Raw genomic sequence first — 20,119 nt, 5'->3', positions numbered from 1 at the left:
ACTTTTGTGAAACTGATATGGACGGAACCCGCCATCGCCGATCGTCTGGCGATTTATGAATGGTTGGAACTTAAAAACCCGGCCGCCGCCGCAGAAAATGATGTAAAAATCGCTGACGCGGCGGCACGCCTCGTACATCATCCCGCCAGCGGAAAAACGGGTCGGATAGCCGGCACGCGCGAATTGGTCATCTCTTCGTCCTATCTGCTGGTCTATGAATGGGCGGCTCAGCGCGTCATCATCTTGGCCATCGTGCATACCCGCCGCCGGTGGCCACCCGTATAGTCACCCCCGCAGCCCCAGTTGCTCCTTCAGCGCTTTCAAATAGCGCCGGCTGACCGGCACCGGATCGCCGGCGGACATGATCATCTCCGCCGCGCCGCCTTCTTCGAAGCGGATCTCGCGCACCTGCTCCAGGTTGACCAAATACTGCCGATGGCAGCGCACCAGCGGCGTACGGCTTTCCAGCGTGCGCAGCGTCAATTCGGTGAAACACTCCATGCCGTCGCTGCGCACCACGAATACCCCGCTCAGTTTGGAACGGATCGCCAACACCTCGTCGAACCGCAGCAGATAGATGCGGCTGTGGCCGGTGCAGGGAATGTATTTCAGGTAACCGGCGCTCTCATCCAGCGCCGTCACGTCCTGCGGCGCACTGCGCTGCCGCAGGCGTTGCAGCGTCTTGCTCAGCCGCTTCGGCTCCGCCGGCTTCAGCAGATAGTCGAAGGCGTGCTCCTCGAACGCCTGCACCGCGTATTCGTCGTAGGCGGTCAGAAACACGATGTGCGGCATCCGATTGGGATCCAGCATGCCGACCATTTCCAGCCCGCTGATGCGCGGCATTTGAATATCGAGAAACACCACGTCCGGCTGCAGCCGGTGGATATGGCTGATAGCTTCGATAGCGTTGGCGCATTCGCCGATGATCGCGATCCCCGCTTCGGCCTCCAGCAGATGGCGCAGGTTGTCGCGCGCGGAAGGCTCATCGTCAACAATCAGTGCGTTTAACATCAGGCGGCCCTCTCCATGGGAACATTGAGCGTAATGCGGGTATAGGCGTCCGGCCGGCAATCCACCTGCACGCCATAGCCTTCGCCGTAGCGCACGCGAATGCGTTTATCCACCAGATTCATACCCAGCCCGCTGCAGTTCGGTTTCGGCTGGAACAGCCCGGCGTTGTCCGTCACCTGCAGCAGCAGATGCTCGCCTTCGCAGCAGGCGCCGATTTCGATGCGGCCCACGCCCAACAGATGCGAGGTGCCGTGCTTGATGGCGTTCTCGACGATCGGCTGCAGCGAAAACGCCGGCAGCCGCGCCGCCAGCAGCGCCTCGGGCAGCGATACCGCAATCTCCAGCCGATCGGCGAAACGCGCTTTCTCGATCTGCAGGTAGGCGTTCACATGTTCTATCTCGTCCGCCAGGCTGACTTCATCATCCGAGCGCTTGAGGTTTTTGCGAAAGAAGGTCGAAAGGGACTGCACCAAGTCGCAGGCGCGCTCGCCATCACGGCGGATCACCGCCACCAGCGTATTCAACGCATTGAACAGGAAATGCGGGTTGACCTGCGCATGCAACAGCTTGATCTCCGACTGCGCCAACAGCTGCTTGTGGCGCTCGTACTGTCCGGCCATGATCTGCGCCGACAGCAGGCTGGCGATGCCTTCGCCCAGCGTGCGGTTGATGGTGCTGAACAGCTGGCTTTTCGGTTCGTACAGCTTGATGGTGCCGATGACCCGCTGGTTTTCGCCGCGCAGCGGGATCACCAGCGTCGATCCCAGCTTGCAGGCCGGATTGATCGAGCAGCAGTAAGAGAGCTGGTTGCCGTCGGCGTACACCACCTCGTTGTTGTCGATGGCGCGATGCGAATGCACCGAGGCGATCGGCGTCCCCGGCAGGTGGTGATCGTCGCCGATGCCGATAAACGCCAACAGCTTGTCGCGATCGGTGATCGCCACCGCGCCGATGCCCAGTTCCTGATAAATCACCCGGGCGACCTTCATGCTGTTTTCCTGATCGAAGCCCTGCCGCAGGATGCCCTCGGTACGCTCGGCGATTTTCAGCGCCTTGGAAGAGAAAGCGCTGGTGTATTTCTCGAACATCGCGCGCCGATCCAGCAGGATTTGCATAAACATCGCCGCGCCGACGGTATTGGCGATCATCATCGGCAGCGCGATGTGTTCCACCAGCTGCAACGCCTCGTTGTAAGGGCGCGCCACCGCCAGAATGATCGCCATCTGCAACACTTCCGCCACCAGCGCCACGCCGCCGACGAACAGCGGATTGAACAGCAGTTCGATGCGCCCGCGGCGCATGGCGATGCTGTGTACGATGCCGCCGACCAGGCCTTCCGACACCGTGGAGATCGCGCAGGCGACGTCGGTCATGCCGCCGAGCGTATACCGGTGCAGGCCGCCGGTCAGCCCGACCAGAAAGCCTACCGACGGCCCGCCCAGCAGGCCGCCCAGGACCGCGCCTATCGCGCGGGTATTGGCGATCGAATCCTGAATGTGCAGCCCGAAATAGGTGCCCATGATGCAGAACACCGAGAAGATCACGTAACACAGCAGCTTGTGCGGCAGGCGAATGGTCACCTGCATCAGCGGGATAAACAGCGGGGTTTTGCTCAGCAGATAGGCGATGACGAGATAGACGCACATCTGCTGCAACAGCAACAGCACCTGGTTAAATTCATACATGGCAGCAACTCATCCAGAGACAACAAAGGGCGAACGCCGGATTTCCGGTCTGGTTATTGTCTGCCGATTAGAGCATGGGGCGCGGGAGAAAACAGTGATGAAGGCAAGGCTTCGTGAGGAAGGACGGCCGACCCCGGCGGGATCGGCCAAAAAACTTACGGCAGCACCTTGGCCGACAGAATCACCACCGGTTTGGTCGGCACATTCTGGTATGGGCCGACGTTGCCGGTCGGCACCTGAGCGATCTTGTCCACGACGTCCATGCCTTTCACCACTTTGCCGAACACGGCGTAGCCGAAGTCACGCTGGCCGTGATCCAGGAAGGCGTTATCGGCCACGTTCAGGAAGAACTGGCTGGTGGCGCTGTCCTTGTCGGCGGTGCGCGCCATCGAAATGGTGCCGCGCAGGTTGCGCAAGCCGTTGTCGGCTTCGTTCTTGATTGGCGCCTTGGTGGATTTCTGCTGCATGTCAGCGGTGAAACCGCCGCCCTGAATCATAAAGCCAGGGATCACACGGTGGAAAATGGTGTTGTTGTAGTACCCGCTGTTCACGTAATCGACGAAATTCTGGGTGGAAACCGGTGCCTTCTGACTGTCGAGCGCCAACTCGATATTCCCTGCCGAGGTGGTCAGCATGACATGGGTTTCACCGGCGGCGAGCGCCGCTGGCGCCATCGCTGTCAGGGAACACAGCGCGACGAAGGTCACTAAAGTACGTTTGAACATTAACGGGTCCTTTCTCTGAGAGACAAACAACGGAAAAGCGCTTTGATTCTAAAGAGCTGTATCGGCAAGTGCCAGCCATTTACCTATATTTACCCAATTACGGGACATATCCTAGGTGGCCCTGAATTTTGCTGCGGAAAGTATGGGCGCAGAAGGCTTTTTTGCCAACCGCGTCACGCATTTTTTGCCCAGCGCCGCCCCGGGGCGTTTTTTGCGATCTACCTCCCAGTTTGCACACCCGTTGCCGTTACCCTATATAAATGAGAGCGCTCTCATTATAAAAAGAACGGATACTGAGGTATCCCACGGCGGCGTTGCCGCGCAACCCCTGGAGAAATGACGTGAGTGAATTGATGACTGAAGTCAGCCCCGAGTTTGAAAGCACCATCATGGAACTGCTGGTGTTCTCCGGCAGCGCGCGCAGTAATGCGTTGATGGCGTTGCGGCAAGCGCGCGCCGGTGACTTCGCCGCCGCGGCCAAACACATGGTCGAATCCAAAGAGTGGGTGAAGAAGGCGCACCTGATCCAGACCGAGCTGATCGGCCTGGACGAAGGCTGCGGCAAGCTGGCGATCAACCTGATCACGGTACATGCGCAGGATCATCTGATGAACGCCATGGTGATCCAGGATCTGGCCGACGACATGATCGAGCTCTATCGCCGTCAGTCGCAAACGGAGGGCCGCTCATGAGCACGCTCAAAATCGCGGTGATTGGCGGTGGCAGCAGCTACACTCCCGAACTGGTCGATGGGCTGATCCAACGCATCGATGAGCTGCCGGTCACCGAACTGGCGCTGGTGGACGTCGAGCCAGGCCGCCAAAAAGTGGAAACCATCGCCGCCCTGACCCGCCGCATGCTGGCGCGCCACGGGCTGGAACAGGTGAAGGTCAGCGTGCACTTCGCGCTGGACGAAGCGATTCGCGGCGCCGCTTTCGTGCTGACCCAGTTCCGCGTCGGGCAACTGCCGGCGCGCGCCGCCGACGAACGGCTGGGCCTCAAATATCAGCTGCTCGGCCAGGAGACCACCGGCGTCGGCGGCTTCGCCAAAGCGCTGCGCACCATTCCGGTAATGCTGGATATCGCCCGTCGGGTGGAAAAGCTGGCGCCGGACGCCTGGATCATCAACTTCACCAACCCGGCCGGCATCGTCACCGAGGCGGTGTCCCGCTTTACCAAAGCGAAGATCATCGGCCTGTGCAACGTACCGATCAGCATGCATCACATGATCGCCAACATGCTGCAGGCGCCTTACGCCGACGTGCAGCTGCGGTTCGCCGGTTTGAACCACATGGTCTGGGTGCATCAGGTCACGCAGCAGGGGCGCGACGTCACCGGCAACGTGATCGACATGCTGTGCGACGGCGCGGCGCTGACCATGAACAACATCAAGGAAGAGCCCTGGCAGCCGGACTTCCTGCGCGCGCTCGGCGCCATCCCCTGCCCGTACCACCGCTATTTTTACCAGACCCGCGAGATGCTGGCGGAAGAGATGGCCGCCGCCGGCGAGCGCGGCACCCGCGCCGAGCAGGTGATGCAGGTAGAAAAAGAGCTGTTCGAGCTGTATGCCGATCCGCAGTTGAACAGTAAGCCGGAGCAGCTCAGCTTCCGCGGCGGTTCTTTCTATTCCGAAGTTGCGCTGGAGCTGATCCGTGCTATCCATAATAATCTCGGCACGCAATTAGTGGTCAACACCGCAAACCGCGGCGCAATCCATGGCCTGCCGGACGATGCTGTGATAGAAATCAACTGTATCGTCGATGCTCAGGGCGCGCATCCGCTGACCTTCGGCCCGCTGTCGGAACCGATGCAGGCGCTGACGCAGCAGGTGAAAGCCTACGAACGCCTGACCATCGAGGCCGCGGTGCACGGCGATCGCCGCAGCGGCTTGCTGGCGCTGATCGCCAACCCGCTGGTGGGCAACGCCAATCTGGCGCAGCCGTTGCTGGACGAGGTGTTGACGATAAACGCGCCGTATTTGCCGCAGTTCAGGTAAGCGCCTGCGCGCGGTATGACAGGGGTTCGGCGCGCCGAACCCATTTTTTTAGCCGTAATCAGGAGTTGGACGATGGTGACACTGGAAGATGTCGCGGCGCTGGCGGGCGTATCGCGCGCCACCGTATCGCGGGTAGTGAACGGCGACAGCAACGTCAAAGCGCCGACCCGCGAGAAGGTTGAGCGCGCCGTCGCCCAGCTCGGTTACACCCCCAACCCGGCGGCCCGCGCGCTCGCCTCCAGCCACAGCAATACCCTCGGGTTGGTCACCACGTCGTATCGCGGCGGCTTCTTCGGCGCGCTGATGGACTTCGTGCAAACCGAGGCCGAATCCCACGGCAAGCAGCTGCTGGTGACCCAGGGCCGCAACAGCGCCGAAAACGAATGGCAGGCGGTGCAGCGGCTGTTCAGCCTGCGCTGCGACGGCGTGATCCTGCACGTGCGTTTTCTCAGTGACGATCGGCTGCGCCAGCTGGCGGCGGAGCAACGTCATTTCGTGTTGCTCGATCGTCTGGTGCCGGGGCTGGAAGACCGCTGCGTCACCTTCGATCATCCGCTCGCCAGCCGCATGGCGACCCAGCAACTGCTCGACGCCGGCCACCGGCGCATCGCCTGCATCAGCGGGCCGCGCGAACGGCCGTCGAGCCGCCTGCGGCTGCAAGGGTTTGAAGAGGCGATGCAGGCGGCGAATATCGAGCCGGTGGCCTGTCTGGAGGGCGTTTACGATCTGGAAAGCGGTTACCGCTGCGCCGATCGCCTGTTGCGGCAGGCCGCGCCGCCCAGCGCCATCTACTGCTGCAACGAAGAGATGGCGATCGGCGCCCTGCTGGCGATCAACGAGCACCGCCTGCGGGTGCCGCAGGATATCTCCTTGATCTGCTACGACAGCGGCGAACGCGCGCCCTTCGTCCGCCCGGCGTTGAGCAGCGTACACTTTCCCATCAGCGAGATGGCGCAATACGCGGCGCGCAGGTTGATCGATCCCGCCACCCCGACGCACCGTTTTGAGCCGACGATCATCAATCGCGATTCCATTGTGACGGTACGCAAATAGATCACAATAATGCGTATCATCCCTTCATGGGTTGCATCAAAAAATCGACAGCCATCACAAAAAATCCCGTTGTCTGTGCTAGGATCCGCCCCCTGGTGGCCTGAACGGGACTTTTTTCTGCGTTTGCCAGGAAAAGCCAGCGGCCTTATGCCAGTTTTAAAACCTCTAACAGACATATTCAGGCCTATATAATGAATGACAGTAACCGCATACGGCTTACCTGGATCAGCTTCTTTTCGTACGCGCTGACCGGTGCTTTAGTGATCGTCACAGGGATGGTGATGGGAAACATTGCAGAGTACTTTAATCTGCCGGTTTCCAGCATGAGTAACACCTTTACTTTCCTCAACGCCGGCATTTTGATTTCGATCTTCCTCAATGCCTGGTTGATGGAAATCATCCCGCTGAAGCGTCAGCTGATCTTCGGCTTTGTCCTGATGGTGCTGGCGGTGGCGGGGCTGATGCTCGGCAAGAGCCTGACCATGTTCTCGCTGTGCATGTTTATCCTTGGCGTGGTTAGCGGCATCACCATGTCGATCGGCACCTTCCTGATCACCCACATGTATGCCGGCCGCCAGCGCGGTTCACGCCTGTTGTTCACCGATTCCTTCTTCAGCATGGCCGGGATGATTTTCCCAATCGTCGCCGCCATGCTGCTGGCTCGCCATATCGGCTGGTACTGGGTTTATGCCTGCATCGGCCTGCTGTACGTGGGGATCTTCGTGCTGACCCTGTGCTCAGACTTCCCGGTGCTGGGCAAGAAAGGCGCCGACGCCGGTCAACCGGTCGAGAAAGAAAAATGGGGTATCGGCGTGCTGTTCCTGTCGATCGCCGCGCTGTGCTACATCCTTGGCCAGTTGGGCTTCATTCAGTGGGTGCCTGAGTACGCCACCAAGTCGTTCAACATGGACATCGGCCAGGCCGGTAAGCTGGTGAGCGACTTCTGGACCTCATACATGGTCGGCATGTGGGTGTTCAGCTTCATCCTGCGCTTCTTCGATCTGCAGCGCATCGTTACCGTGCTGGCCGCGCTGGCCACCGGCGCGATGTACTTGTTCGTCAGCACCGACAATCCGGAGCACCTGGGCTACTACATCATGGCCCTGGGCTTCGTTTCCAGCGCCATCTACACCACGCTGATCACCCTCGGCTCGCTGCAGACCAAGGTCTCCTCGCCGAAGCTGGTCAACTTTATCCTGACCTGCGGCACCATCGGCACCATGCTGACCTTCGTGGTCACCGGCCCGATCGTGGCGAAAGGCGGGGCGCACGCGGCACTGACCACCGCCAACGGCCTGTACCTGGCGGTGTTCGTGATGTGTCTGCTGCTGGGCTTCGTGACCAAGCACCGCAGCCACGGTCACGTAACGCACTGATTTCTTCGCATCAAATACATCAAGGGCGCCCGCAAGGCGCCCTTTTTTTGCGCCTTAGCGCCGAAAATCCACCGTCTCATCCTGCTGCAGATGCAGCGTGGTTTCCGCCGGCCGCGTTTCGGCGATCACCGCGCCCTGGCGAATCGAATAACGCACCGGCGTCTGGCGGCGCACCGCGTCGAAACCGCTTTCCGCCGGCAGGATCACCAGGTTGGCGCTGTTGCCGGCCGCCAGGCCGTAGTCGCTCAGGTTAAGCGTGCGCGCGCTGTGGTGGGTGATCAGCTTCAGCCCGTCGTCGATTTGGCCATAGCCCATCAGCTGGCACACGTGCAGCCCCATATGCAGCACCTGCAGCATGTTGGCGGTGCCGAGCGGATACCAGGGATCGAACACATCGTCGTGGCCGAAGCAAACGTTGATCTCCGCCTCCAGCATCTCCTTCACCCGCGTCACGCCGCGCCGTTTTGGGTAGCTGTCGAAACGCCCCTGCAGGTGAATGTTCACCAGCGGGTTGGCGACGAAGTTGATGCCGGACATTTTCAGCAGGCGGAACAGCCGCGAGGCGTAAGCGCCGTTGTAAGAGTGCATCGCCGTGGTGTGGCTGGCGGTGACTTTCTCCCCCATCTCCAGCTTCAGCGCCAGCGCCGCCACGGTCTCGACGAAACGCGATTGCTCATCGTCAATTTCATCGCAGTGCACGTCCACCAGCCGATCGTATTTTTGCGCCAGCGCGAATGCCTTGTGCAGCGACTCCACGCCGTACTCGCGGGTGAACTCGAAATGCGGAATGGCGCCCACCACGTCGGCTCCCAGCCGCAGCGCTTCTTCCAGCAATGCTTCGCCGTTGGGATAGGAAAGGATCCCCTCCTGTGGGAAGGCGACGATCTGCAGCGTTACCCAGGGCGCCACCTCCTGCTTAACTTCCAGCATGGCGCGCAGCGCGGTCAGCGTGGGATCGGAAACGTCGACGTGGGTGCGCACATACTGCACGCCGTTGGCGATCTGCCACTTGAGCGTTTGCCAGGCGCGTTGCTTGACGTCTTCATGGGTCAACAAGGCTTTGCGTTCTGCCCAGCGCTCAATCCCCTCAAACAGCGTGCCGGACTGGTTCCAGGCCGGCTGGCCGGCGGTTTGCGTGGTATCCAGATGAATATGGGGTTCGACGAATGCCGGCAGCGCCAGCCCGCACTGCGCATCCAGCACGTCGCTGCGCCACTCCTGCCCTTCCGGCTGCGGCACCAGATGCGCAATGCGCCCCTGTTCTATCGCCAGTTGCCACAATCCTTCATGCCCGCTTAAACGCAGGTTGTCGATAAACTTCAATGGACGTTTCACCACCCTTCACCTCTGCCGTTGCGCTGGTTTTCTTCATCATACTGGCAGCGGATCGCGCTGACAAAGTCGCCGTTGCATGCCGGCCTGCGCGTCTACTCCCTGCGGGGTAGTTGGTGCGCGACCTGACTCGCTTCAGCTAAAGGTGAATAAAATCCGCAACTTATCAAAAAACTTGGAAAATCATTCATATACCACGTTGTGGGTATATAAAGGCGCGATTGATTTGCATCAATAAATTGCCCCTCGGGAGGGATAAGGTAAGCCTAGGAAACCCGAATTTTGAGGCAATAATGAGCAGAGTCAAACTTGCCGTGATCGGCAATGGCATGGTCGGCCACCGGTTCATCGAAGATCTGTTGGATAAAGCAGACAAAGACCTATTCGACATCACCGTATTTTGCGAAGAGCCGCGCATCGCTTACGATCGCGTGCATCTCTCTTCCTATTTCTCGCACCATACCGCCGAAGAGCTGTCGCTGGTGCGCGAAGGCTTTTACGAAAAGCACGGCGTGAAGGTGCTGATCGGCGAACGCGCCATCACCATCAATCGCGACGAGAAAGTCATCCACTCCAATACCGGACGCACCGTCTATTACGACAAGCTGATCATGGCCACCGGCTCCTATCCGTGGATCCCGCCGATTAAGGGCTCGGATAGCCAGGACTGCTTCGTTTACCGCACCATCGAAGACCTTAACGCCATCGAAGCCTGCGCGCGCCGCAGCAAACGCGGCGCGGTGGTCGGCGGCGGGCTGTTGGGGCTGGAAGCCGCCGGCGCGCTGAAAAGCCTGGGGGTGGAAACGCACGTGATCGAATTCGCTCCGGTGCTGATGGCCGAACAGCTCGACCCGATGGGCGGTGACCAGCTGCGCCGCAAGATCGAGCGCATGGGCGTCAAAGTACACACCGGGAAAAACACCCAGGAGATCGTCAACGGCGGCGGCACGGCGCGCAAAACCCTGCATTTCGCCGACGGCAGCCTGCTGGAAGTGGATTTCATCGTTTTCTCCACCGGCATCCGCGCCCAGGACAAGCTGGCGCGTCAATGCGGACTGGAGATCGGCCGCCGCGGCGGCATCGCCATCAACGACTGCTGCCAGACATCGGATCCGGACGTGTACGCCATCGGTGAGTGCGCCGCCTGGCGCGATCGCACCTTCGGCCTGGTGGCGCCGGGTTACAAAATGGCGCAGGTGGCCGCCGATCACCTGCTGGGCCGCGAAAACGGCTTCCAGGGTGCCGACATGAGCGCCAAACTGAAACTGCTGGGCGTAGACGTCGGCGGCATCGGCGATGCCCACGGCCGCACCGAGGGCGCCCGCAGCTACGTTTATCTGGATGAGAGCAAAGAGGTCTACAAACGCATCGTGGTCAGCGCCGACAACAAAACCCTGCTCGGCGCAGTGTTGGTCGGCGATACCAGCGATTACGGCAACCTGCTGCAGCTGGCGCTGAACGGCATCGCGCTGCCGGAAAACCCGGACGGCCTGATCCTGCCGGCCCATGCGGGCAGCAAGCCGGCCATCGGCGTGGATTCGCTGCCGGAAAGCGCGCAGATTTGCTCCTGCTTCGACGTCAGCAAAGGCGACATCATCCGGGCGGTCAATAAAGGCTGCCACACCGTGGCGGCGCTGAAAGCCGAAACCAAGGCCGGCACCGGCTGCGGCGGCTGCATCCCGCTGCTCACCCAGGTGTTGAACGCCGAGCTGAGCAAGCAAGGCATCGAGGTCAACCACCACCTGTGCGAACACTTCGCCTATTCACGCCAGGAGCTGTTCCACCTGATCCGCGTCGAAGGCATCAAGTCGTTCGAGGCGTTATTGGCCAAATACGGCAAAGGCTACGGCTGCGAAGTCTGCAAACCGACCGTCGGCTCGCTGCTGGCCTCGTGCTGGAACGAATACATCCTCAAACCGCAGCACACGCCGCTGCAGGATACCAACGACAACTTCCTCGGCAATATCCAAAAAGACGGCACTTACTCGGTGATACCGCGCTCCGCCGGCGGCGAAATCACCCCGGACGGCCTGCTGGCCATCGGACAGATCGCCAAGGAGTACAATCTTTACACCAAAATGACCGGCTCGCAGCGCATCGGCATGTTCGGCGCGCAGAAAGACGACCTGCCGGCCATCTGGCGCAAGCTGCTCGCCGCCGGCTTTGAAACCGGGCACGCATACGCCAAGGCGCTGCGCATGGCGAAAACCTGCGTCGGCAGCACCTGGTGCCGCTATGGCGTCGGCGACAGCGTCGGTTTCGGCGTCACGCTGGAACATCGCTACAAAGGCATCCGCACCCCGCACAAAATGAAATTCGGCGTCTCGGGCTGTACCCGGGAATGCGCCGAAGCGCAGGGCAAGGACGTCGGCATCATCGCCACCGAAAACGGCTGGAACCTGTATGTTTGCGGCAACGGCGGCATGAAACCGCGCCACGCCGACCTGCTGGCCGCCGATCTCGATAGCGAGACCCTGGTGCGCTACCTTGACCGTTTCATGATGTTCTATATCCGCACCGCCGATAAGCTGCAGCGCACCTCGGTATGGCTGGAGAGCCTGGAAGGCGGCATCGATTACCTGCGCAAGGTGATCGTTGACGACAAGCTCGGCATCAACGAGCAGCTGGAAGCGGATATCGCCCGCCTGCGCGAGGCAGTGATCTGCGAGTGGAAAGAAACCGTCGAGCACCCGGAAACGCAGCTGCGCTTCGCCCACTTCATCAACAGCCCGCTGCGCGATCCGAACGTGCAGGTGGTGGCCGAACGTGACCAACACCGCCCGGCGCGCCCTGACGAGCGCATTGCCGTCACCCTGATCGACACCGAGGAGAGCCAAGCATGAGCCAGTGGATTACCGTTTGCCCCATCGCCGACATCCTGCCCGGCACCGGCGTATGCGCCCTGATCGGCGATCGGCAGGTGGCGGTGTTCCGCCCCTATGCCGACGAACAGGTGTTCGCCATCAGCAATATCGACCCGTTCGCCCAGGCCAGCGTGCTGTCGCGCGGGCTGATCGCCGAGCATCAGGGGGAGTTGTGGGTCGCCAGCCCGCTGAAGAAACAGCGTTTCCGCCTGTACGATGGCCACTGCCTGGAAGATGACAGCCGCTCCGTCGCCAGCTTCACCAGCCGGGTGGTCGACGGCATCGTGCAAGTCGCGGCATAACCTTTCGGGGGCGCATCCCGCCCCCACGCCGATAATCCTGAGGAATGCCGATGGACTACCTGCCGATTTTCTGCCAACTGCAACACAAAGCCTGCCTGCTGGTCGGCGGCGGCGAAATCGCCGAACGCAAGGCGCGCCTGCTGCTGGACGCCGGCGCGGCGCTGACCGTCAACGCCCTGGCCTTCAGCCCGCAGTTCCACCAGTGGGCGGCAGAAGGCCTGTTGACGCTGGCCGAGGGCGAATTCAGCCCGGCCCTGCTGACGGAAAAATGGTTGGTGATCGCCGCCACCGATAGGCTGGAGGTCAACGCGCGGGTGTACCAGTGCGCCAACCAGCAGCGGGTGTTCTGCAACGTGGTCGATGACCCGAAACGCGCCAGCTTTATCATGCCGTCGATCATCGATCGTTCGCCGATCGTGGTGGCGGTGTCCTCCGGCGGCAAAGCGCCGGTGTTGGCGCGGTTGCTGCGCGAGAAGCTGGAAGCGCTGCTGCCGCAACACCTCGGCAAGCTGGCGCAGCTCGGCGGATCGCTGCGTCAACGGGTGAAACAGCGCTTCAGCAGCCTCGGCGCGCGCCGCCGCTTCTGGGAGCGGCTGTTCGCTCACGATCGGCTGGCGCAATCGCTGGCCAATGACGACGCGGCTCTGGCCGAACGCCAGCTCGAACAGCTGTTCAGCGAACGGCCGGAGGATCGCGGTGAAGTGGTGCTGGTGGGCGCCGGGCCGGGCGATGCCGGCCTGCTGACGCTGAAAGGGCTGCAACAGATCCAGCAGGCCGACGTGGTGGTTTACGACCGGCTGGTCTCCGAAGAGATCATGACGCTGGTGCGTCGCGACGCCGAGCGCATCTTCGTTGGCAAACGCGCCGGCCATCACTGCGTGCCGCAGGAGCAGATCAACCACATCTTGCTGCAGCAAGCGCGGCAAGGCAAACGCGTGGTGCGCCTGAAGGGCGGCGATCCCTTTATCTTCGGCCGCGGCGGCGAAGAGCTGGAAACGCTGGCGGACGCCAACGTACCGTTCTCGGTGGTGCCGGGCATCACCGCCGCCTCCGGCTGTTCCGCCTACAGCGGCATCCCGCTCACCCACCGCGACCACGCGCAGAGCGTGCGTCTGGTGACCGGCCACGCCAAGGCCGACGGTGGATTGGACTGGGCGACGCTGGCCGCCGGGCAACAGACGCTGGTGTTCTATATGGGGCTATCGCAGGCGGCGGAGATCCAGCGCCGGCTGATCGCGAACGGACTGCCGGCCGCCACACCGGTGGCGCTGGTGGAAAACGGCACTTCCTGTCGCCAGCGGGTGATCGAAGGCGAGCTTGGCCAACTGGGCGCCTTGTCCCTGCAGGCCGCCAGCCCCAGCCTGATCATCGTCGGCAGCGTGGTCAGCCTGCGCAGCAAGCTTAATTGGTTCGCCAGCGAAGCCCCGCCCGCCGGCCTGGCGCAAATGGCGTGATACCGACGTAAAAAAAGCGGCCCAAGGCCGCTTTTTTTATTTGCGCCGGCGTTACGCCTGCGGCGGTACGAAACCGACGGCCTGATAAACCTTCGCCAGGGTTTCCTGCGCGCGTGCACGGGCTTTGGCGGCGCCGTCGCGCATCACATGCTGCAGGTAGGCTTCGTCGTTGCGGAAGCGGTGGTAACGCTCCTGCAGCTCAGCCAGCATGCCGGAGACGGCTTCCGCCACCGCGCCTTTCAGGTGGCCGTACATTTGGCCTTCGAACTCGGCTTCCAGCTGCGCGATGCTCTTGCCGGTGACGCCGGCGAGGATGTCCAACAGGTTGGAGACGCCCGCCTTGTTGACCACGTCGTAACGCACGACAGGTGGCTCTTCCGAGTCGGTCATTGCGCGTTTGATCTTTTTGGTCACCGCTTTCGGATCTTCCAGCAGGCCGATCACGTTGTTGCGGTTATCGTCCGACTTGGACATCTTCTTGGTCGGTTCCTGCAGCGACATCACGCGTGCGCCGGATTTAGGAATAAACGGCTCCGGCACTTTGAACACGTCGCCGTACAGCGCGTTGAAACGCTGGCCCACGTCGCGGCTCAGTTCCAGGTGTTGTTTCTGGTCTTCGCCCACCGGCACCTGATTGGTTTGATACAGCAGGATGTCCGCCGCCATCAGCACCGGATAGCTGAACAGCCCGGCGTTGATGTTCTCCGCGTAGCGTGCGGATTTGTCTTTGAACTGCGTCATGCGGCTCAGTTCGCCGAAATAGGTGTAGCAGTTCAGCACCCAGCTCAGCTGCGTGTGCTCAGGCACGTGCGACTGCACGAAGATGGTGCTTTTTTCCGGATCGATACCGCAGGCCAGATACAGCGCCAGCGTATCCAGCGTGGCTTTGCGCAGCTTTTCGGCGTCTTGGCGCACGGTGATGGCATGCAGATCGACGATGCAGTAGATGCAGTCGTAGTCGTCCTGCATCTGCACCCACTGACGCAGCGCACCCATGTAGTTGCCGATGGTCAGTTCGCCGGACGGCTGCGCGCCGCTAAATACGATGGGCTTACTCATGTTTAAATTTCCTGATTCTCTAAAGATGACAGCCCAAGAGCGGGCAACAAATCGGCGAAGCGCTCCAACACCCGATCGGGGTGGCTCAGGGCGATCGATTCGCCGTAGTTATAACCGTAGGTAAAACCGACGCTCGGGCAACCGGCCCCCTGAGCGGCTTGAATATCGTTGCGCGAATCGCCGACGAACAGCAGTTCATGCGCTCGCAACCCAAGCTTGCCGAGCACCAGATACAACGGCGCCGGGTGAGGTTTCTTTTCCGTCACGTCGTCGCCGCCGATCACCAGCGAAAAATACTCGCCAATGCCCAGCGATGCCAGCAGCGGCGCCACGAACGGCGTCGGCTTGTTGGTCACCAATGCCATCGGGTAACCGTGCGCGGCCAGGCGGGCCAGCGTCTCTTGCACCTGCGGGAACAGGCGGCTGCCGCTGTCAACAGTCTGCGCGTAGAAATGATCGAAGCGCTCACGCAGCCGGCTGCACTGCTCCGGCGTGTCTTCCGCTTCCGCCCAGCGCAGCGCGCGCTGCACCAGCACGTCGGCGCCGTTGCCGATCCAGGTGCCAACTCGCTCTTCACCCGCTTGCGGCAGCCCCCTCTCTTCCAGCGCCATATCGATGGCGGCCGCGAGGCCCGGCGCGCTGTCGACCAGCGTACCGTCAAGATCGAAGGCCAGTGCGCGGATCGCGCCGAAATCAGCCATGGGAAACCTTCGCCAGCTCGCTGCGCATTTCGTCGATCACCTTGCGGTAGTCCGGCTGGCCAAAGATGGCGGAACCGGCGACAAACATATCGGCGCCCGCGGCGGCGATTTCGGCGATGTTGTCCACCTTCACCCCGCCGTCGACTTCGAGACGGATATCGCGGCCGCTGTCGTCGATCAGTTTGCGCACCTGGCGCAGCTTGTCGAGCGTGCCGTGGATGAACGACTGGCCGCCGAAGCCCGGGTTGACCGACATCAGCAGGATCACGTCGATTTTATCCATCACGTAATCAAGATAGCTCAGTGGGGTCGCCGGGTTGAACACCAGGCCGGCCTTACAGCCGTGCTCTTTGATCAGCTGAATGGTGCGATCGACATGCTCGGAAGCTTCGGGGTGGAAAGAGATATAAGACGCGCCGGCCTTGGCGAAATCAGGCACGATGCGATCCACCGGTTTGACCATCAGGTGCACGTCAATCGGCGCAGTAATGCCGTAGTTGCGCAGCGCTTCGCACACCATCGGACCTATGGTCAGATTGGGCACGTAGTGGTTATCCATCACGTCGAAGTGCACCACGTCGCCGCCTGCAGCCAGCACGTTAGCGGTATCTTCACCTAACCGGGCAAAATCTGCCGACAGAATGGACGGGGCAATCAAAAACTTTTTCATCCGCTTCTCCAAACGTAGGGTCGAGTTGTTATGCGCCGGGGTGCCCCGGCTTAGCGATACAGCGCCAAAAGCTCGTTCACTTTGCTGCGGCCGAGAATGTTGCGGCTGATTGTACGGCGCGCTTTCACCACATACAGCGCAGCATGCTGGTACCAGTCGCGCGTCAGCTCGGTATCGTGATTGGAGATCAATACCGGTACCTGGCTCTCTACCGAGAGCTGGTGCGCCAGTTGCGCCAGGCTTTGCTGATCGGCGATGCTGAAGCTGTTAGTGTGGTAAGCGGTGAAATTCGCCGTCGCCGACAGCGGCGCATAAGGCGGATCGCAATACACCACGGCACCGGCCACGGCCTTCGCCATGGTATCGCGGTAATGCTCGCAGACAAAAGTGGCATTGCGCGATTTTTCGGCAAACCAGTAGAGCTCTTCTTCCGGGAAGTACGGTTTCTTGTACCGGCCAAACGGCACATTGAACTCGCCGCGCAGGTTATAGCGGCACAGGCCGTTATAGCAGTGACGGTTCAGGTACAGGAACAGCAGCGCCCGGCGGTAAGGCTCGGTGCTAGTATTGAACTCTTCTCGCAGCAGGTAAAACTGATCCGAGTTATTGAATTCATCGGCGAAAAGCGTGCGGGCATCGCGCACGAAGTCATCCGTACGCAGCTTAACGATGTTATACAGGTTGATAAGATCGCTATTGATGTCGGCGAGAATGTAGGCGTCGTAATCCGTATTCAGAAAGACGGATCCCGCACCCACGAAGGGCTCGATTAAGCAGTCTCCCGCCGGCAGATGGCGACGAATCTCATCTACCAGCGGGTATTTTCCACCAGCCCATTTTAAAAAAGCGCGGTTTTTCTTCATGCCGTCAATTAGCTACTTATACAATTCAGAGCGGCGGATTGTACTCTGTTTCAGACAGCACATCAGCGCACAAATTTAAATGATTTATTTTTTAAGATCTTGCTGCACTTGGTGTACAGGTCGAACCCATGGTTTTTTCGCCTGCACATCGGCCGGCAACGAAGCAATGGCGCGCTTCGCTTCAGCAGAAGACGCATAGTTGCCGCTCACCAGCACGTACCACGGCTTGCCGTCACGCTTGGTGGCATACACCAGGTAATTCTGCAGCTTCTGCTGTTTGGCGTAGGCGTTCAGCGTATCGGAACGCGAAGCGCTGCTCAGTTGCAAGGTATAGTGGCTGCCCGGCGCAGACTGCACAGAACTGCCGCTGCTGGCGACCGCTCCCGCTTTCGCGGTGGAAGACGGCTTGGCCGGCGGCGTATACACCGTAGTCGGTGATTTATGCTGCGTTGCGGTCGGTTTGGCGGCGGCGGTTTTCGCCGGCGTTTTATGCTGTTGCGGGGCAGTGCCCTGCACAGGACGCGTCGCTTCGCGCGCTGCGGCGCCGCTCATCACCGTTGCCGGTGCGGTCGGCAACGTCGACGCTGCGCCGGTCATGCCCTGCGTAGCGGCGTCAACCTGCCCCTGCTGCTGCGACAGCGCATCCGCCATGTTGCCCGGCAAATCGACGCGCTGCTGCGCACCGCCTTGCTGAGGCTGCGTTTGCGCTTCGGTCGGCGTGCCGGAGATCGGCGGAACGCTGACGTTCTGCGGTTGCTGCGGCTGAGTCGCGCTCACGCCGTTATTATCGTGGGTATCCGTCGTGCCGCCCGGCACGCCGTTATTGGCGGTGGTCAGCGACGAAGAACCGGACAGGTTGATATCGCGGGCCGCGCCGTTTTGCGCGCCGCTCTCCTGCGCCGCTTCATGTTTGGTCGGCGCCTTCAGGGCTGAACCGATGCCGATAATCAGCAGCAGCAGCACCAAAATGCCGATGCCAATCATCAAATGCTGGCGCGAAACGGCGAAGCGCGGCGCGGCGGCCGGCTTGCGCGAACGCGTAGGACGACGATCGCTGCTATCAGGTCTGAGATCGTCTTCCGGTTTAAACTCGTCCATCTGAAACCCTCCAACTAGAGGCAAAAGCCCACCACCGTAGACCTACCGTGGCACGGGCGGATTAACCCGATGATGGCAAAGCGACACCCGTCGTGCTCTGCTCACTGTATTAATATAGATGCTAATGGCGGCTAAGCCACTGTTACTTAGTCCGATTTAATTACGCTTCCGCTCAGGCAAGCAGGCGGCGATCGACGCCAGCACCAGCTCATGCCCTACGCCGCCGCGCACTTCCGCCGCACCGACCGCGGTCGGCAACACCAAACGCAGTTCCCCCGCCAGCACTTTCTTGTCGCGCAACATGTGCGGCAAGTAGGATTCCGGCGTCATTTCCTGCGGCCCGCAGACCGGCAAGCCGGCGCGCAGCAGCAGCGCTTTGATGCGCTCGATGTCTTCAACGGAGAACTGGCCGAGACGGTGCGCGGTTTCCGCCGCCATCACCATGCCCGCAGCCACCGCCTCACCGTGCAGCCACACGCCGTAGCCCATCTCGGCTTCGATAGCATGGCCGTAAGTATGGCCCAGATTCAGCAGAGCGCGCAGACCGCTTTCGCGTTCGTCTGCGGCCACCACCTCGGCCTTCAGCTCGCAGCAGCGGCGAATACAGTAGGCCAACGCCTGCATATCCAACGCCATCAGCGCATCGATGTTATGTTCCAACCAGACGAAAAACTCGCGATCGAGGATGATCCCGTATTTGATGACTTCGGCCAGGCCGGAAGAGAGTTCACGCGTCGGCAGCGTTTTCAGGCAATCCAGATCAACCACCACCGAAGCGGGTTGATAGAAAGCGCCGATCATGTTTTTGCCGAGCGGGTGGTTGACGGCGGTCTTGCCGCCCACGGAGGAGTCCACCTGCGACAGCAGCGTGGTGGGAACCTGAATGAAGCGCACGCCGCGTTGGTAGCACGCGGCGGCAAAGCCGGTCAGATCGCCGACAACGCCGCCACCGAGCGCGATCAGCGTGGTATCGCGCCCGTGCGGTTTTTCGAGCAGCGCCGAAAACACCTGCTCCAACACCGCCAGAGATTTGTACTGCTCACCATCGGGAAGAATCACCTGATCCACCACGACGCCGCTCTGCTCCAGCACCTGCCGGACACGCTCCAGATAGAGCGGCGCCAGGGTCTGGTTGGTGACCAACATCGCTTGTTCACCCGCCTTTAACGGCATAAAAGAAGCCGGATCGTCAAACAATCCGGCGGCGATGGTAATCGGGTAGCTGCGCTCCCCAAGCGTTACAGTAATTCTCTCCATGTCGCGCTTAGTTCTCTGTATGGTACGGCGGTGGTTGATCCCCGCAACGGCGGGGAACACAAATCAGTTTTCCGCATTGGCCGACGGCGAACGCGAAAATCAGCAATCAGTTGCTTTCCAGCATGTTGATGATCTGGTTGGCAACCACTTTAGCGCTCTGATCGTCGGTGCGAATGGTGACATCGGCAATCTCTTCATACAACGGATTGCGCTCTTTCGCCAAAGCTTCCAGCACTTCACGCGGCGGAGAATCAACCTGCAGCAGCGGGCGTTTTTTATCACGCTGGGTACGAGCCAACTGCTTTTCGATCGTGGTTTCGAGATAAACCACCACGCCGCGCGCGGACAGACGGTTGCGCGTTTCGCGCGACTTCACCGAACCGCCGCCGGTCGCCAACACAATCCCTTGTTTTCCGTCAGTTCATTAATGACTTTTTCTTCACGATCGCGGAAACCTTCTTCCCCTTCCACGTCGAATACCCAGCCCACGTCAGCTCCGGTACGTCGCTCAATTTCTTGATCGGAGTCGAAGAACTCCATATTGAGTTGCTGAGCTAACTGACGGCCAATAGTGCTTTTGCCGGCACCCATAGGCCCAACCAGAAAGATATTGCGTTTCTCTGCCATGTTTTTCGGTATTACTAAGACAATTCGTTAATGTTAACCCGCCCCG

At 60.7% G+C, this 20,119-nt stretch carries 18 protein-coding genes and 1 pseudogene; 8 read left to right on the top strand and 11 right to left on the bottom strand.

The window, feature by feature from the left end:
- Positions 1-6: 6 nt before the first annotated feature.
- Positions 7-285: a type II toxin-antitoxin system RelE/ParE family toxin gene (locus ACJ8J1_RS23530; protein WP_033645263.1), complete on the top strand. Its 279-nt coding sequence runs from the start codon at positions 7-9 to the stop codon at positions 283-285.
- On the opposite strand, the gene btsR is transcribed toward ACJ8J1_RS23530, so the two are convergent.
- The 3 genes from btsR to ppiA form a co-directional block, all read right to left on the bottom strand.
- Positions 286-1,011 carry a two-component system response regulator BtsR gene (btsR, locus tag ACJ8J1_RS23525; RefSeq protein WP_033645264.1) on the bottom strand — a complete coding sequence of 242 codons (726 nt, stop codon included), beginning with the start codon at positions 1,009-1,011 and terminating at the stop codon, positions 286-288. It abuts the gene before it with no gap.
- Entirely contained in the window at positions 1,011-2,696 is a 1,686-nt protein-coding gene (locus tag ACJ8J1_RS23520; RefSeq protein WP_004930349.1) for a sensor histidine kinase, read from the bottom strand. The genes btsR and ACJ8J1_RS23520 overlap by 1 nt, the downstream gene beginning before the upstream one ends.
- A gap of 155 nt (positions 2,697-2,851) precedes the next feature.
- Positions 2,852-3,421: a peptidylprolyl isomerase A gene (gene ppiA, locus ACJ8J1_RS23515; RefSeq protein WP_033636286.1), complete on the bottom strand. Its 570-nt coding sequence runs from the start codon at positions 3,419-3,421 to the stop codon at positions 2,852-2,854.
- A gap of 353 nt (positions 3,422-3,774) precedes the next feature.
- Here ppiA and ACJ8J1_RS23510 point away from each other — a divergent pair, with 353 nt between their 5' ends.
- The 4 genes from ACJ8J1_RS23510 to tsgA all read left to right on the top strand — a co-directional run bounded on the left by ACJ8J1_RS23510 (position 3,775) and on the right by tsgA (position 7,846).
- Positions 3,775-4,113, top strand: coding sequence for a PTS lactose/cellobiose transporter subunit IIA (locus ACJ8J1_RS23510; protein WP_025304525.1), 339 nt, complete (start codon positions 3,775-3,777; stop codon positions 4,111-4,113).
- The gene (locus ACJ8J1_RS23505; RefSeq protein WP_033645265.1) at positions 4,110-5,417 is read left to right on the top strand and encodes a 6-phospho-beta-glucosidase; all 1,308 of its coding nucleotides are present in this window, start codon (positions 4,110-4,112) and stop codon (positions 5,415-5,417) included. The genes ACJ8J1_RS23510 and ACJ8J1_RS23505 overlap by 4 nt, the downstream gene beginning before the upstream one ends.
- Positions 5,418-5,489: 72 nt before the next feature.
- On the top strand, positions 5,490-6,470 hold the full coding sequence (locus ACJ8J1_RS23500; protein ID WP_033645266.1) for a LacI family DNA-binding transcriptional regulator: 981 nt from the start codon (positions 5,490-5,492) through the stop codon (positions 6,468-6,470).
- 191 nt (positions 6,471-6,661) lie between these two features.
- Complete coding sequence (tsgA, locus tag ACJ8J1_RS23495) at positions 6,662-7,846, top strand: MFS transporter TsgA (protein WP_025304528.1); 1,185 nt, start codon at positions 6,662-6,664, stop codon at positions 7,844-7,846.
- Between the two features lie 54 nt (positions 7,847-7,900).
- Here tsgA and ACJ8J1_RS23490 read toward each other — a convergent pair whose 3' ends face one another.
- Positions 7,901-9,181 carry a cytosine deaminase gene (locus ACJ8J1_RS23490; RefSeq protein WP_181006746.1) on the bottom strand — a complete coding sequence of 427 codons (1,281 nt, stop codon included), beginning with the start codon at positions 9,179-9,181 and terminating at the stop codon, positions 7,901-7,903.
- A 290-nt stretch (positions 9,182-9,471) separates the two neighbouring features.
- On the opposite strand from ACJ8J1_RS23490, the gene nirB reads away from it, so the two are divergent.
- From nirB to cysG, 3 genes are read left to right on the top strand one after another with little or no spacing between them, the layout of a single operon-like run.
- On the top strand, positions 9,472-12,021 hold the full coding sequence (nirB, locus tag ACJ8J1_RS23485; protein WP_033645268.1) for a nitrite reductase large subunit NirB: 2,550 nt from the start codon (positions 9,472-9,474) through the stop codon (positions 12,019-12,021).
- A complete protein-coding gene (nirD, locus tag ACJ8J1_RS23480) occupies positions 12,018-12,344 on the top strand; it encodes a nitrite reductase small subunit NirD (RefSeq protein ID WP_033645269.1) in 327 nt (108 codons plus the stop codon). Before nirB ends, nirD begins: the two co-directional genes overlap by 4 nt.
- 50 nt (positions 12,345-12,394) lie before the next feature.
- Positions 12,395-13,798, top strand: a complete 1,404-nt coding sequence (gene cysG / locus ACJ8J1_RS23475; protein ID WP_033645270.1) for a siroheme synthase CysG — start codon at positions 12,395-12,397, stop codon at positions 13,796-13,798.
- A 51-nt stretch (positions 13,799-13,849) separates the two neighbouring features.
- On the opposite strand, the gene trpS is transcribed toward cysG, so the two are convergent.
- The 7 genes and pseudogenes from trpS to aroK all read right to left on the bottom strand — a co-directional run bounded on the left by trpS (position 13,850) and on the right by aroK (position 20,073).
- A complete protein-coding gene (gene trpS, locus ACJ8J1_RS23470; RefSeq protein ID WP_033645271.1) occupies positions 13,850-14,857 on the bottom strand; it encodes a tryptophan--tRNA ligase in 1,008 nt (335 codons plus the stop codon).
- Positions 14,858-14,859: 2 nt separating this feature from the next.
- A complete protein-coding gene (locus ACJ8J1_RS23465) occupies positions 14,860-15,558 on the bottom strand; it encodes a phosphoglycolate phosphatase (RefSeq protein ID WP_033645272.1) in 699 nt (232 codons plus the stop codon).
- Positions 15,551-16,228, bottom strand: coding sequence for a ribulose-phosphate 3-epimerase (gene rpe / locus ACJ8J1_RS23460; RefSeq protein ID WP_019456160.1), 678 nt, complete (start codon positions 16,226-16,228; stop codon positions 15,551-15,553). Before rpe ends, ACJ8J1_RS23465 begins: the two co-directional genes overlap by 8 nt.
- Before the next feature lie 50 nt (positions 16,229-16,278).
- Positions 16,279-17,091: an adenine-specific DNA-methyltransferase gene (gene dam, locus ACJ8J1_RS23455; protein ID WP_033645273.1), complete on the bottom strand. Its 813-nt coding sequence runs from the start codon at positions 17,089-17,091 to the stop codon at positions 16,279-16,281.
- Positions 17,092-17,175: 84 nt separating this feature from the next.
- A complete protein-coding gene (locus ACJ8J1_RS23450; protein ID WP_033645274.1) occupies positions 17,176-18,189 on the bottom strand; it encodes an SPOR domain-containing protein in 1,014 nt (337 codons plus the stop codon).
- A 156-nt stretch (positions 18,190-18,345) separates the two neighbouring features.
- On the bottom strand, positions 18,346-19,446 hold the full coding sequence (gene aroB / locus ACJ8J1_RS23445; RefSeq protein WP_033645275.1) for a 3-dehydroquinate synthase: 1,101 nt from the start codon (positions 19,444-19,446) through the stop codon (positions 18,346-18,348).
- Between the two features lie 106 nt (positions 19,447-19,552).
- Positions 19,553-20,073: pseudogene (gene aroK / locus ACJ8J1_RS23440) on the bottom strand (shikimate kinase AroK).
- Positions 20,074-20,119: the final 46 nt, after the last annotated feature.

Source organism: Serratia sp. CY37869, from assembly GCF_052168895.1.
Lineage (GTDB): Bacteria > Pseudomonadota > Gammaproteobacteria > Enterobacterales > Enterobacteriaceae > Serratia > Serratia ureilytica.
This window is presented reverse-complemented; position numbering and strand designations above follow the sequence as displayed.